Genomic DNA, 13,340 nt, shown 5'->3' on the forward strand with positions numbered 1-13,340 from the left:
GCACGCAACGCTGTGGGTGCCGAGAAGTCCATCCATGCAGATGAGAGGGGTCTGTCCAGCCATCGGCTCAACCGGATGCGCGGTGAGGTGAACGGCACCTTCGGCATCCGCCAAGATGGCATCGAACAGGGCAGGATATTTCCCGTCCCGGTCCCTGATCATGTAACGCGCCCGGCAGCCTGCGTCTTCGAGGTCCATGACGAGGTTCTCCGTGGCTTGCGCCACCCAGGATGCGGCGGGGTGCGCGGTAGCGCCGAGGATCCGGATCCGTCGGTTGGTGTGCTCGATGACAGCGAACGCGTACAGCCGCGCCCCGGACAAGGTGACCGCTTCGAAGAAGTCGCCGCCGCTCATCGGTAGCAGGCGCAGAATGGCGAACGCGTTCGTCACGCCCAGGTAAGCCAGTCGCAGCAGCACAGTCGATCACATGCCGCGACGATCGCCACCCTCGCGACAGCCCCGGTTCAAGCCACTGCCATCGACATCACCCGACATCCCGCACACCGCCTCCCACCAGTGCAGATGAGTTTCCGGCAAGCGCAAGGCCGAACAGGCCACTTGCCCCGCCGGACACACCAGCGTGACCTGGAATCCGGTCGCGCAAGAGGGGGTCCCCAAGACCGTGGTCTCCTTCGCCGCTCTCGACTGCATCCCCTGCGCCCACCGGGATTATTGCACCAGCGCGAAGAAGAACCGCCGCCAACTCTCCCTACATCCCAGGGAGATGACCGTGCACTCCGTCAGGCCCACGCCCAGCAGCAGACCAAGGACTGGAACGCCGACTACGCCCTGCGCGCCGGCGTCGAAGGCACCATCCGGCAGGCAACCGCCGTCACCGGCAGCCGCCGAGCCCGCTACCGCGGCTTGGCGAAAACCCATCTCGACCACATCTACAGCGCGCCGCCCTGAACCTGATCCGCCTCGACGCTTGGTGGAACGGCCGCCCCCTCGACCGCACACGCACCAGCCACCTCGCCCGCCTCGAACTCAGCCTCGCCGCCTGAAGGAACTAACCACCAGGATCGCGCAACGACGACGCGACCGACTCGGCGGAACCCTCCACGAGTACCGACATACAGCCTGACCGGCGTGGATGTGCTATCCGGCGCCCACAGGCTCATGTCGACCTTCACCTGGACCTCCCGACTACCTGTCATTCGTCCGGGTGAACCTGGAACAGTAGGTCTGCTGTCGGCGGGGTCTTCCGGAAGTATCACGGATCGGTGTGCGAACGTCGCCGCCGACGCTCAAGAGAGGTGACGATGCCCAGCAAGTCCCCTTACCCGCCCCTCTGCCCGGAGGAACCGGTGGACGGCGAGAAGATGATCGTGAGCGCCCATACCGGCGGGGTGCTGATCCCGGATTCCTTCATCAACAAGCGCCAGCACCTCAAAGCGTTGCGGGAAGACCACGAGCGCCTCCAAGGGCACCATCGGTTCCGCCTCACCCCGACCAACTCGGGCACCTTCACGATTCGGCACGTCAGCTCGGGCCGTTTCGTGGAACCCCTACGCAAAGCCGAGGGCAGTGCCGTCTACGAGAACATCCGATTCCAGGGCCCGGTCCTGCTGGAGAACGACCAACTGCCGGGCTCCCGCCACGAATGGGAGCTCAAGCGCAGAGGCGACTGCTACCAAATCGCGCTCCACGGCACCCCCTACATCCTGGGTCTGACGCACCCGGACCACATGGACAGTTGGGTAACCCTGCTCGACCCATGGTGGAGCATGGACCGGCTATGGCTCATCCACGACATCCCCGAGTAAGCAGTGCGCTCCGGGTCCGCCCGGGAATCGCGTACGGCTTCAGAATGGCTTCACCGCTGCTGATCTCCGGCGATGTGCTCGGCCCGCGGTACGGCAAGATCAGCCCCCATGCCCCTACGGATGATCTGCTTCTTCGCCACGAGGTCCTTGCGTGGCTTGCTCTGCTGTGCCGATCCACCGCGGCGATGAACGCCGAGATACTGCCCCTGCGACACGAGGTCGCCGTGCTACGCCGCCAGGTCGGTGCCCCGAAGCCCGGCTGACCGGACCGGGCATCGAGTTCCTGGCGCTGCCGCACCAACTGCTCGTCCTCCAGCACCAAGTCGGCAAGCCCCGGTTCACCGACACCGACCGTGCTTTCCTCGCCGGCCTGCTCCACCACCTCCCGATGGACAAGCTGCGTCACCTCCTGCTGCTGGTACGCCCGGACACGATCCTGCGATGGCACCGCGACCTACAGCCCATGTCGTCTACGAGTCGCGGCTTGAGCTGACGCGCCTGCTCTACGCCGACTTCGACCAGAACGTGACGGCCGTCTTCGCCCAGCCGTTTCTCCTCTCGACCACCATGGACGGGCATCGGCACCGGCCCGTCACGGACTTCCTCGTGCTGCGTGAGAAGGACGTACCGCTGGTCGTGGACGTCAAGCCGCGGCATCTGCTCACGCGGCCGAAGGCGAACTTCGCACTCGGCTGGGCGCGCGAGGTGGTCCTGTCGCGCGGCTGGGACTTCGAGGCGTGGTCCGAGCCGCCGGGAGTACGCCTCCCGCTCCCGACTCGGCTTTCTGGGCCCTTGAGGGGTCCGGTCCCGCCGGATCTCGAAGTCCATCGCCACCCCTGAACTGGGGTGTTGCGACAACCACTAGAACCCGAGTGGATTGGAGGCCCCTCGCCGCGTGTGCTCGGTGCTGCCCGTTCGCCTACCGGTGACCGGAGTCGCGGGCCGCGCTCACGATGAGATCCGTGACCGCCTGGGGGTGGGAGACCAGGGACACGTGCGAGGAGTTGATCTCCACCGTCTTGCGCGCGTGTGCGCGCTTGGCCTCGTACCGCTCGAGGCTCGGGTCTATGGCCCGGTCCTGCCTGCCGACGAGCACGTAGACCGGCTTGCCCCGCCAGGCCGCTGCGGTGAGCTTGTCGGTGAACGCCGACTGTGCGATCGGGCGCTGCGTCGACGCCATGACGGACGCCTGCTGCTGCGGGAGGTCCTGGGCGAAGGTCGCATGGAGCTTGGCGGCCTGGAGGTACACGTCCGTGCCCGTGGTGCCGCCACCGTTGCGGAACGGCACTTGCTTGAAAGCCTTGGTGAGCGGGGCGGCCGGGAACTTGCCGGAGAGGCTGGCGAACGACTCACCCTTGTCCGGCATAATCGCGTTGACGTACACCAGTGCCTTGACGTTGTCGAGCCCGGCGGCCGCCTGCGAGATCACCTCGCCGCCGTAGGAGTGTCCGACGAGGACGATCGGCCCCTTGATGGTCTTCAGGAGGCTGTTCAGGTCAGTCGAGTCCTGAGGTATGCCGCGCAGCGTGTTGGGCGGGGCGATGACCTGGTAGCCGTCCCGCTGTAGGCGCTGCACCACTCCGTTCCAGCTGGACCCGTCGGCGAATGCTCCGTGCACGAGCACCACGGTCGGCTTCTGGCCCCCCGGAGCCTTGCCGAGGTCGTCTGCGGCGTGTGCCGGCGCCACGGTCAGGGCGGAGAGCACCGCCACTCCGAGGGCCAGTCTGCCCTCGCCTGATCTCAATATCCCAGAGGCGGTCATGTGCTTCCACATCCTCGGCGTACAAGGTGAACTCGGCCTTTTCGGCGACGGAGAACAGTAAGGATCGTGCGGAAGGCGTCGGCCATAGCCGCCGCGATGCCGTATCCGGCCAGCGACGCGGCCCCGGACGGGAACCTTCGGCCTGGAAAGCGGAGAGCCGACGTTAGGTGCTAGATCAGCTTAGCCCTGAATCGACAGCGGTCAAGCCGAGAGGTTACCCGGAGGTCGGTGAATGACACCAGCCCGCATATCGAATTACTCCGCGGCTGCGAGTTCGACGGGGAAAGCGGTGTGTTCGTCGAACAACTTGTGGTACTGAAGGCAGCGGTAGAGCTGTCCGAGCATGCGATTGAAGAGATTCTTCTGGGCCGCCGCATGCCAGTCCCCATGGTCGTCACGGCGCCTGCGATAGTGGCCTTTGGCGCCGGCTGAGGCGCTGACGGCGGAGAAGACCCATAGGTAGCCAGCATGATTGAGGCGCTCGCTCTTCACCCATCGCCGGGCGACGCTTGGCTCCTTGCCGGAGGCCCTGGTGATGGGTCAGGCGCCAGCGTAGGCCTTCAGGCCGCGCGCGTCTGCGTAGCGTTGGCGGTCGTCACCGATCTCGGCCAGCACCCGGGCGCTCGTCAACCCCGTGCCCACCTGGGGGTGCAGGAAGCCGAACCCGCCACGCCGACGGCCGCCTCTCAGGCTCGTCCCCGGAGCGCCTTCTGGCGCGCGCTGCCCGCAGCGGCGCCGTCGCGGACCACTCGACTGGACGTAACAGAGGTGCAGAAAGAAGCTTCCAGATTGACACTGGGGCAGGGGGACGCCGTGGGTATCCGGGCTAAATGCTGGTCTTCACAGAAAGCGACCGGAATTAAACCATGGCTGATGGCACTGAGCCAACGATCACGGGCATCCACCACCTCTCCTTCACTGCCACCAACGCTGCGCGTAGAGCCCACTCGGCGGCCAGAGCCTCGATGACCGTTGAACCTGCAATACGAAAGGAAGCACATCAAAATGGCAAGTGCAGCGCTCAAGAAGGTCCTCATCACAGGGGCGGGTACCGGCTTCGGATATGAAACCGCCATGCGCTTGGCGGAAAAGGGCTTCGACGTGATCGCCGCGGTGGAGATCTACGCCCAGGTCCAGACGCTGAAGCGGCAGGCGGCCGAGCGAGGGGTAGGCCTGCAGGTGGAGAAGCTCGATGTCACCGACGACGGTGATCGCCGCAAAGCTCTCAACTGGGGTGTGGAGATCCTCGTGAACAACGCAGGAGTCGGCGAAGGCGGCTCAACAGTGGACATTCCCGCACCGAACATCCGGCACCAGTTCGAGGTCAACGTCACCGGGCCGCTGCTCCTCACTCAGGGGATCGCCAAGCAGATGGTCAAGCGCGGCGCCGGAAGGATCGTTTGGGTCTCATCCCGAGAGGGCCTGAACGTCAACCCCTTCACCGGCATCTACTCCGCTTCCAAGCACGCGGTCGAGGCGATCGCCGAAACCATGGCCTACGAGCTGCAGGAGCACAACATCGAAGTCGCCACGGTCAACCCCGGGCCATTCCTGACCGGCTTCAACGACCGGATGTTCCAGACCTGGGAGAGCTGGGAGGACGACCCGTCTCAGCGGCTTTTTGACTACTCCAAGCTCGCCTTCCCCCGAGCACAGTTCGATCCTGAAGCGGTGTATGCGACGTTGACGTCCGTCGCTGCCGGAGAGGTCGACAGTTTCCGCAATCTGGAGCCCACGTCGATGCTAGAAGAGACCAAGCGCCTCCAGCGGGTTCCCTGGGAGCGCAAGGTCACGGATGGCCTCGGGACCCGGCATCAGGCCATCCAGCACTCCTACGAGATGCAGCCTGAGACTCCCGTCGCTGGCTGACCGCTTCCCAACGGACCGCAGGCAGTCCGGCCTGGGATGCGCTGGAGCCGATCACGGCCGGACCACGGTGATCGCTGACGGCGGTTACCGAGGCACCAGCCTGGTCATCCCCTGTGGCCGCGAGAAAGGCCAGGCCGAAACTGCCGCCCTGGAAAGGGGAACACGACACCTCCGTAAGTTGTTGTGTGGCCGGGGAGGGCCGGGTGTGGCTGACAACGCCTTGTCGGATGTGGCTCGGTGGGAGTGGCCGCCAGGCTCTCTGGGGCACCCTGACCGCTGATTGAGATGCGCGCGCCAAAGGCGTGGGCGGCGGTCACGAGGGTGACGTGGTGGTCCCAGCCGGGCCAGGATCGGCCTTCGAAGCGGTCCAGGCCCCGGTCGTGCTTAGTTTCTATATGTTTCTATATGGTGGCACCGAAATTCTACCGACGTTTCACGATGCCGATATATCTACGCCTGATCGGCCACAAGTTGCAGCCTCCAAGATGCCCACTCAAACTTGTTTTGTACGTTTAAACGGTACCTGCGTCCTTTCGAGGGCAACATCTTCCACAGGAGCGTCCTATGGCCAAGATCCTGTGCGTGCTGACCGGCGCGAGCTACTGGACACTGAAGGACGGGCACCGACACCCCACCGGGTACTGGGCCGAGGAGTTCGTGGCGCCTTACAGCGTGTTCACCGACGCCGGACACGAGGTCACCGTGGCAACTCCGCGTGGGGTCGTCCCCGTTGTGGACACGATGAGCCTGGAGCCCCGCATGGCGGGCGGCGAGGAGAACGCCCTCCGGGAGGAGGCCGTCATCGAGTCGGCGGATGAGCTGCGGCATCCCATCTCCCTCAGGGAGGTGCGCCTCGAGGACTATGACGCGGTCTACTACCCCGGAGGTCACGGCCCGATGGAAGACCTCTCGGCCGACCCCGACTCCGGGACACTGCTGCGAAAGGCACTCGCTTCCGGCAATCCACTCGGCATCGTCTGCCACGCCCCGGCTGCTCTCCTCGCGACCCGTGACGCAAACGGCAACACGCCCTTCGCGAACTACCGTGTGACGGGTTTCTGCAACGAAGAGGAGGCCGGTGTCGGTTTCGCCGACAAAGCCAAGTGGCTGCTGGAGGACGAGCTGAAGAAGCTGCCCACCCAGTATTCGCGGGGTCCTGCCTGGGAGCCCTACACGGTCGTGGACCGCAACCTCTTCACAGGGCAGAACCCCGCTTCCTCGGGCCCTCTCGCCAAAGAGCTCGTCAAGGTTCTGTCCTGACCGGCGGCAAGGCCAGGGGCATGTCAACTACCCTGCACCGGAGGAACGGTGACCCGTGCCGGCATCGCCGCCGCGCGCTCGAGCACGGCGCACCTGGCGGAGATCATCTCCCGGGTGGACGACGAACAATGGGAGCTGCCGTCCGCGTGCGAGGGCTGGCGCGTCATCGACGTGGTGGCTCACCTCGCGGCCCTCGCCTCCGAGGCGGTGGACCCGCCGCCGCCCGACCCCTCACTGCCGAAGAACCGCGAGCGCTACCACGACCTGCGCGTCGACGAACGCCGTGGCTGGAGCCATGCCGAAGTCCTCGACGAGTGGCGGCGCAGCACCCCCCGGCAGCTGGACCTCCTGGACGCGGCCCAGGAACCGCCCGAGGCCGACGAGCCCGTCGAGGTGCCCGGACTCGGGACGTATCCGCGCCACCTCCTGGCGAACACCATGGCGTTCAACGTCTTCTGCCACCTGCGCAACGACATGCTCGCCCCCGACGGCCCGCTCCCGTTCACCCTGCCGGAACCGACCGACGGCCAGGTCGCCCCCGCCGTCGACTTCATGCTCGCCGGCCTCCCCCAGATGCAGGGGCCCGAACTCACCGCCGCCGTCGGCCAGCCCCTCGTCCTCGATCTGACCGGGCCGGGCGCCACGACCGTCACCATCGTCCCCGCGACCGGGCCCGACGGGCAGCTGACCGTGGCACCCGGTGCGGACGCAACGACCCGGGTCCACAGCACGGCACTCGACTTCATCGCGTGGGCCACCACCCGCAAACCCTGGCGCGACCACTGCCGCATCACGGGGGACGCATCCGCCGCGACGCCGTTCCTCGACTGCCTCAACATCATTTAGCGGCAGGCTGCGTTATGGCCGAGTAGTCGGGTCGCCGGGAGGATCTCATTTCGGCCCTCACGCCCCCACCAGGCAACAGCCGAAGAGACCCAGACCGTCCTCGCAGCCTGGGCCGCCGCCGAAACACAACCAACCAAAAACGCGAAACACGAGGGCTACTGCTGCCCCCTTAGTCCGGACTCCAGATCGCCGGGGTATGACGCTTCCGGAAGCGTTGCTCGAAACCGGCTATGAACACCGACGGCGCTGTCGACGAGGAGGACTGCTCCAGCACGCCGTCGTCGTCGACGTAGAAGATGGCGCGACCGATCGCCATTTCACCGCGCGGAACGGGTACGAAGACCATCCAGCCGACGCTGAATCGGTCAGCTACCAGCTCGGACAACGGATAGCCGGAGGTGTCCCAACCGTGGGCCTCGATGTACTGCCGCACCCGGAGGATGGCCTGCTCCTTGGGCAACTCCTGCGGTGGCATCGCGTTCGTCAGGCCGGCGAGCGAGAACTGGTACAGGGCACCGTCGATGTCGCGACGGCCGTCGTCACCAAAGACGTGCACCAGCGCGTCGCGGGTGACGACACCCTGCTGAGCGACTGAGACCAACATCTGCGCCGCGCGCTGCTGCTGCTCGGTCGGCCGGTCCGCGGCCAGTTTGGCCACGATGCCGGTCACGGTACTCGTGGTCCATACGCCGGGCACGGCCTGGGCACATTGCTCGGCAGGAGGCGACTCACCCCGGTACCAGCGGTCCCCTTCCCACCAGTAGCAGAACGACAGCAGGCCAGTACCGGCACGCGGGTTCAACACCGGATCGGCGACCCAGTCCGGTGCACCCGCGAACAAGCGCGGCAGCTCTGCCCCGCCGTTGTACGCAGCATCCAGGGAGGATGCGCACCACCACCCGCCGGACAGCACCGCCCGATCACCGGGCAGTGCATACAGGGTGCAGCCACTGCGCCTTGAACTCTCGAACCAGCCGAGTGCCGGTCGGATCCTGGGACCTCTCTCCGATCCGACGGCGACGAATGCCGCCGCGATCGTTGCCCACCGTGCCCACATGAGCCGAAACGCCGGGAACTCGTTCTCGGTGAGCTCCGACCAGACCTTGGCGGCACGGTCCGCGCGTGCCGCCTCAGCGGCCTGCCGGGGGCTGCGCTTCTGCCGATCGCGGTGGCTGACGTACGCGGCCAGCCAGACCGGGAGCCGGTCGCGGGGGTACTCGTCCAGGTCAGCCTGGTACGCCTCAGGCAGGAACAGTTGGTCGTCGGGAAACGGCTCATCACCGTAGTCGTAGTCGACCTCGATCTCACCGGACTCGGTCATGGACAGCAGCATCCGCCACCACGGTCCATCGCTGAGCCACGCCGTTTGCTCACGGTGTTCCCGGACGAGCGCGACTACCGACACCGACGGTTCGACCGGCGTGGACCCCTCATCGTTGAAGAAGGCAGCCCGCGCGAAGTTGGCCGAGACGGTCATCGCGAACACCGCCTCCATGTCGCGCCAACCAGATGGGCCTTCAGTCGCCAGGTGACGAGCGATGCGATGGGCCATCTCCCGCGCTTGCTCTGCTGATTCGCTCATGTATGTGCCCCGTCTGGAATCGGTGGTGGGAGGGAGGAGCGGACATGGCAAACCAGGTCAGGCATCGGGCATGGGGTGCGGACCGGGCGGTGAACGTCGAGGGTGCCGGGTGAAGACCGCTATATCACGTCCCATTCCCACAACAAGGTGCCCTTCTTCGCCAAGGGCCACGGCATCGACCCTGTTCGCAATGATCTGCCCCGCTGCCTCCCCTGTGCGCAAATCCCATACCTGCACTGCCTCGCGGTCGCCGGTCGTTATGGCGACAGGCGTGCCATCAAGGTCCGCGCATGTCTCGATGCGCATACGGCTGGCGTGCCCGACGAGGGGGCGGCCGATTCGTCCGCCGGCGGTCAGGTTCCGGATGTGCGCCGTCCCGCGGCCATCGGAGGTGACCGCCACAGGCATCCCGTCAAGGACGGTGCACGCCACCCGTGGCGAATCGGTCATGTAGTCGGAGTCGTTGCTGAGCAGGATGTTGGACGTCAGGTCCCACACACGCACTGCGGGAGGGCCACTGGTTACCACGAAGGGCGCGCCGTTGACGCTGGTACATGCAATCGCTCGATCTGTGTAGACGTGAGAGTCGACGGGGCTGATGAGGCGGACGATGAGCGTACGCGAGATGAGATCCCATACCCAGGCCGTGGTGTCGTGGCCGATGGTGATGGCGACGGGGCGGCCTCTGAGGCTTGTGCAGGCCACCCCGTACACCGCAGAGGTGTGGCCGGTGATGGGTTGTCCGACAGGGGTTCCGGAGACCAGATCCCACAGCCGGACCGTCTTGTCGTCGCCGGTAGTGACGGCAATGGGTTTGCCATCAAGACTGGTGCACGCTACCGCGAACACCGGGCCGGTATGTCCGAGGAGAGGCCGACCGATGGGCGCACCCGACGTAAGATCCCACAGCCGGACCGACTCGTCCCGGCTAGTGGTAACGGCGACAGGGCGGCCTCTGAGACTCGTGCACGCCGCCGCGGTCACTTGGCCGGTATGTCCGGCGGGAGGTTCGTCGTCGGTGCTGGCGGCAGTCAGGTCCCACAGCCGGACGGTGCGGTCGCGGCCGGCGGTGACGGCGATGGGGTTCCCGTCAACGTTGGTGCACGCCACGGCGTGGACCAGGTCCGTGTGTCCGAGGAGGGGCTGGCCGATGGCGGAGCCGGAAGCAAGGTCCCAGATCCGCACCGTCCCGTCGCTGTGGACGGTGACGGCTACGGGAGCGGCTCCGAGGGTTGCGCACGCCACGTCGACTACGAATTCGAGCGGTTCTGTCGAGTGATAGGTGAGCGGGCCGCCGATGGGTGCGCCGGAGGCAAGATCCCACACCCGCACCGACTGGCGGTTGGCGGTGACGGCTACCCGACGGCCGTTGAGGTCGGTGCACGCCAGGGCCATGAGCCCGCTGTAGCGGCGGATGTCGTGGTGCGGGTCGATGGGGGCGCCGGAGGCCAGATCCCACACCCGCACCGGGCGTTCGGCACTACCGGCAGTGACGGCTACGGGTATACCACCGAGGGTGGTGCACGCCACCGCGCCTACTGGTCCGGCGTCAGCGAGGGGGCGGCCAATGGGGGTGCCGGAGGCGAGGTCCCATATCCACACCGTCGTGCCACGGAACGAGCCGCCGGTCACGGCGACGGGCGAGCCGTCGAGGTTTGTGCACGCCACCGCGCTCATCATGCCGTAGGGGTCCGTGGGGGCCTGGCCGAGCGGCGTTCCGGAGGTGAGGTCCCATACTCGAATTGTCCGGTCCGAGCCGATGGTGACGGCGATGGGCGAGCCGTCGAGGCTGCTGCAGGCCACCCCGTCCACCCGGCTGGTGAGTCCGCTGAGGGGCTGGCCGATGGGTACGCCGGAGGCGAGATCCCACAGCCGCACTGTCTTGTCGTCGCCAGCGGTCACGGCGACAGGTTTGCCTTGGAGAGTCGTGCACGCCACTGCGCACACATCATCGGTGTGCCCGGTGAGGGAATCCCGTAGTGCTGGGGAGAAGTCGCCTCTTGTGGCCCACTGGGGGACCCAGTTGCCTTCCGGTATGCGGCGGGCAAGTTGCTGCTGTAAACAAGTAGTGCCTGCCCGTGTGGCGTCGAGGGCAAGGATCTGGCGGCGTTGAGCTGGTGTGGCGGTCGCGTGGAGGTTGACGGAGCTGCGATAGACCGCGGCGGTGCGTCGTGCGGAGCCGGCCGAAGGGGCGTACAGATGGCGGATCAGGTTGCGTGGCGTGGCATGCACGAGGTAATCGGCGTCAATGATCAGGCTGTCCAGCTGTCCTGCGGCGGCTGCGTGACTGGCCAGATGGTCACGCGTGTACGCATCGGCCTCAGCCCAGTTCCGCTCCGCGTCACGTCCACAAGGAACGGCATCCGTGAGAACGGCCGTGATGGCCGCCTCGGGCGCGTGATGCTCACGCTCGAGTGTCTCGCGCAGGTGCTGGTCAAGGGCATCGTGGAAGAGCCGGTACGTGTGCGGCCCCGAGCCCTCGTTGACCCGCTCGACGAGGTGTTGTGCCGCGCTGTTGAAGACCTTCCCCAGATCGCGGGTGGTGAATACCTTCTCCAGATCGCGGGCGGTGTCGTCGGCATCAGAGGCGAGTGCGTCGGCCATGCGCAGCCAGCTGGCGCCGCGAGGAAGGCCGTCTCCACGGGCGTACGCCAGGGCGGTGAGCAGGCGCTTGACAGTCGCGGTGTCGGGACGACAGGTGCGGAGGTATCTGTCCATCGCCTGGCCGACGGTCTCGGGTAGTTCGGCCTCCCAGTCGGGGTCGTCCGGCCCGGACTGCTGCCCTCTGGGGTCCATCAGCCAACCGGTGGTGAGCTGGGCGATCAGGAAGTTGTAGCGGGCCTTGCGGGCCACCTTCTCGCCGATGGCGCGCAGTTGGTCGGGCCCGTAGGCGCGGTACCGAGCCGAGTTCGCCTGTTCACTGGCCAGGCGGCGTGCGACGTATTCGGCGACATCGGGGCGGTGCAGGTATCGGCTGTCTTCCAGATCGATACGAGGAGTGCTGCGGCCGAAGGCGGTCAGGATCTCTTGCCGGCTGGCACCGGCGGGTGTGGTGCGTACCCCGGCCAGTACGCGGACCCGGCCGGTGCTGGCCAGTTGGCTCAGCAGGTCCGCGACGTCCAGGGCCTCGTCCAGGCTGGCGGCCTCTTCCACCGCGTCCGCCAGCACCGTGAACCGCTTGCCACCCGGGAACTCGGGCACCGCGGCCACCAGTTCGTCGGAATCACTCGCGGTGACGTCGAGCGCACGGGCCAGCTGTGCCCTCATCTCGTCGCAGGTGCGCCCCTTCAAGTAGACCGCCGCGTCGAAGGCCCCGGTCGGCGGGCACGGGCCTGAAGTGGGTACGGTCCGGGACAGAAGTGGGTCGGACGCGACCAACGAGTGTGCCAGGAGTGCCGATTTGCCGCTGCCCGGACCGCCTGTCACGAGCAGCATCGAGTGCTCGGCGAGGGCCGGGTTGTCGCCCTCCAGCCAGTCACGGATGACGCGGCGGGCCTCGGTACGGCCGGTGAAGAACCACTCCTTGGTGCGGGTGCCGGGCTCAGAACCGCGGGCCCGAGGGCGCCAGTGCGTTCGGTAGCTCGCCTCGAGGTCCAGCCGCCAGCGGCAGTTGTTCCGCACCTCGGGCCAGAGCCCCCGCAGGTAAGACGTGGGGATCATGTGCCCGGTACGGTGATCGTCGCGTATCACGACGATGCCGACCACGGCCTCCCTGCTCTTGTCGAACACGGGCGCGCCGGAGAAGCCCACCTCGATTGCCCAGCCCGCCGTGCCTTCCGGGTCCAGCTGGACCCATGGCCCCTCCTCGCCGCTGGCACCTCGCACCACACCGTTTACCTGCCGCGCCGCCGGACTGCCATGAGGAAAGCCGTGCACGGAGAACTGGTGGCCGCTCGGCCCGGGAGGACACGCCAGCGGAGCTGGCGTGTAGGCGACGCTGGTTTTCTGTTCCGGCTCCGGTTCCAGATCCGGTATCAGATCCAGTTCCGACTCCAGCTCCAACAGTGCTGCGTCGCCAGAGCCGTCCGCCGCGACCGGCACCCAGCCCACCACCGTGGCCCGCATGCGGGTACCCGCGGATCCGATCTTGTCAGCGAACGGAAACTCGACCACGACTATCTCGGCAGGCGCTGCCGGGCTCCGGCCGGGTTCGGGCTCTTCCCGGCCGAACTGCTTGTCCAGGACATGGGCGCAGGTCACCACATGCCGGGTCCCAACGAGCACGCCAGCCCCCGCCGCACCATCGCCATGCGCA

At 66.8% G+C, this 13,340-nt stretch carries 10 protein-coding genes and 4 pseudogenes; 9 read left to right on the plus strand and 5 right to left on the minus strand.

Annotated elements, in window-relative coordinates; all coding sequences use genetic code 11:
• Positions 1-102 precede the first annotated feature (102 nt).
• Positions 103-342, minus strand: a pseudogene (locus tag P2L57_RS24660) (integrase); the annotation flags it as partial.
• Between the two features lie 330 nt (positions 343-672).
• On the opposite strand from P2L57_RS24660, the gene P2L57_RS24670 reads away from it, so the two are divergent.
• The 5 genes and pseudogenes from P2L57_RS24670 to P2L57_RS24690 all read left to right on the plus strand — a co-directional run bounded on the left by P2L57_RS24670 (position 673) and on the right by P2L57_RS24690 (position 2,606).
• Positions 673-909: a transposase gene (locus P2L57_RS24670; protein ID WP_275818194.1), complete on the plus strand. Its 237-nt coding sequence runs from the start codon at positions 673-675 to the stop codon at positions 907-909.
• A 353-nt stretch (positions 910-1,262) separates the two neighbouring features.
• Entirely contained in the window at positions 1,263-1,766 is a 504-nt protein-coding gene (locus P2L57_RS24675) for a hypothetical protein (RefSeq protein WP_275818196.1), read from the plus strand.
• A 44-nt stretch (positions 1,767-1,810) separates the two neighbouring features.
• On the plus strand, positions 1,811-2,029 hold the full coding sequence (locus tag P2L57_RS24680) for a hypothetical protein (RefSeq protein ID WP_275818353.1): 219 nt from the start codon (positions 1,811-1,813) through the stop codon (positions 2,027-2,029).
• Positions 2,030-2,040: 11 nt separating this feature from the next.
• Positions 2,041-2,223 (plus strand): annotated as a pseudogene (locus P2L57_RS24685) (integrase); the annotation flags it as partial.
• On the plus strand, positions 2,208-2,606 hold the full coding sequence (locus P2L57_RS24690; protein ID WP_275818198.1) for a hypothetical protein: 399 nt from the start codon (positions 2,208-2,210) through the stop codon (positions 2,604-2,606). The pseudogene P2L57_RS24685 and the gene P2L57_RS24690, both read left to right, overlap by 16 nt.
• A 79-nt stretch (positions 2,607-2,685) precedes the next feature.
• On the opposite strand, the gene P2L57_RS24695 is transcribed toward P2L57_RS24690, so the two are convergent.
• Positions 2,686-3,528, minus strand: a complete 843-nt coding sequence (locus tag P2L57_RS24695; RefSeq protein ID WP_275818200.1) for an alpha/beta fold hydrolase — start codon at positions 3,526-3,528, stop codon at positions 2,686-2,688.
• Positions 3,529-3,783: 255 nt separating this feature from the next.
• Positions 3,784-4,158: pseudogene (locus P2L57_RS24700) on the minus strand (transposase); the annotation flags it as partial.
• Between the two features lie 375 nt (positions 4,159-4,533).
• Between P2L57_RS24700 and P2L57_RS24705 the strand changes: the two are divergent.
• The 4 genes and pseudogenes from P2L57_RS24705 (at position 4,534) to P2L57_RS24720 (ending at position 7,503) form a co-directional block, all read left to right on the plus strand.
• The gene (locus P2L57_RS24705; RefSeq protein WP_275818202.1) at positions 4,534-5,397 is read left to right on the plus strand and encodes an SDR family oxidoreductase; all 864 of its coding nucleotides are present in this window, start codon (positions 4,534-4,536) and stop codon (positions 5,395-5,397) included.
• Positions 5,398-5,452: 55 nt separating this feature from the next.
• Positions 5,453-5,570 (plus strand): annotated as a pseudogene (locus P2L57_RS24710) (IS5/IS1182 family transposase); the annotation flags it as partial.
• A 391-nt stretch (positions 5,571-5,961) separates the two neighbouring features.
• Positions 5,962-6,657, plus strand: coding sequence for a type 1 glutamine amidotransferase domain-containing protein (locus P2L57_RS24715; protein WP_275818204.1), 696 nt, complete (start codon positions 5,962-5,964; stop codon positions 6,655-6,657).
• A gap of 48 nt (positions 6,658-6,705) precedes the next feature.
• Positions 6,706-7,503, plus strand: a complete 798-nt coding sequence (locus P2L57_RS24720; RefSeq protein ID WP_275818206.1) for a maleylpyruvate isomerase family mycothiol-dependent enzyme — start codon at positions 6,706-6,708, stop codon at positions 7,501-7,503.
• Between the two features lie 169 nt (positions 7,504-7,672).
• Here P2L57_RS24720 and P2L57_RS24725 read toward each other — a convergent pair whose 3' ends face one another.
• Together P2L57_RS24725 and P2L57_RS24730 are read right to left on the minus strand one after the other, a co-directional pair.
• Positions 7,673-8,980: a hypothetical protein gene (locus P2L57_RS24725; protein ID WP_275818208.1), complete on the minus strand. Its 1,308-nt coding sequence runs from the start codon at positions 8,978-8,980 to the stop codon at positions 7,673-7,675.
• A gap of 162 nt (positions 8,981-9,142) precedes the next feature.
• Positions 9,143-13,309: a trypsin-like peptidase domain-containing protein gene (locus P2L57_RS24730; protein ID WP_275818211.1), complete on the minus strand. Its 4,167-nt coding sequence runs from the start codon at positions 13,307-13,309 to the stop codon at positions 9,143-9,145.
• Positions 13,310-13,340: the final 31 nt, after the last annotated feature.

The organism is Streptantibioticus ferralitis, assembly GCF_029223525.1.
GTDB lineage: Bacteria > Actinomycetota > Actinomycetes > Streptomycetales > Streptomycetaceae > Streptantibioticus_A > Streptantibioticus_A ferralitis.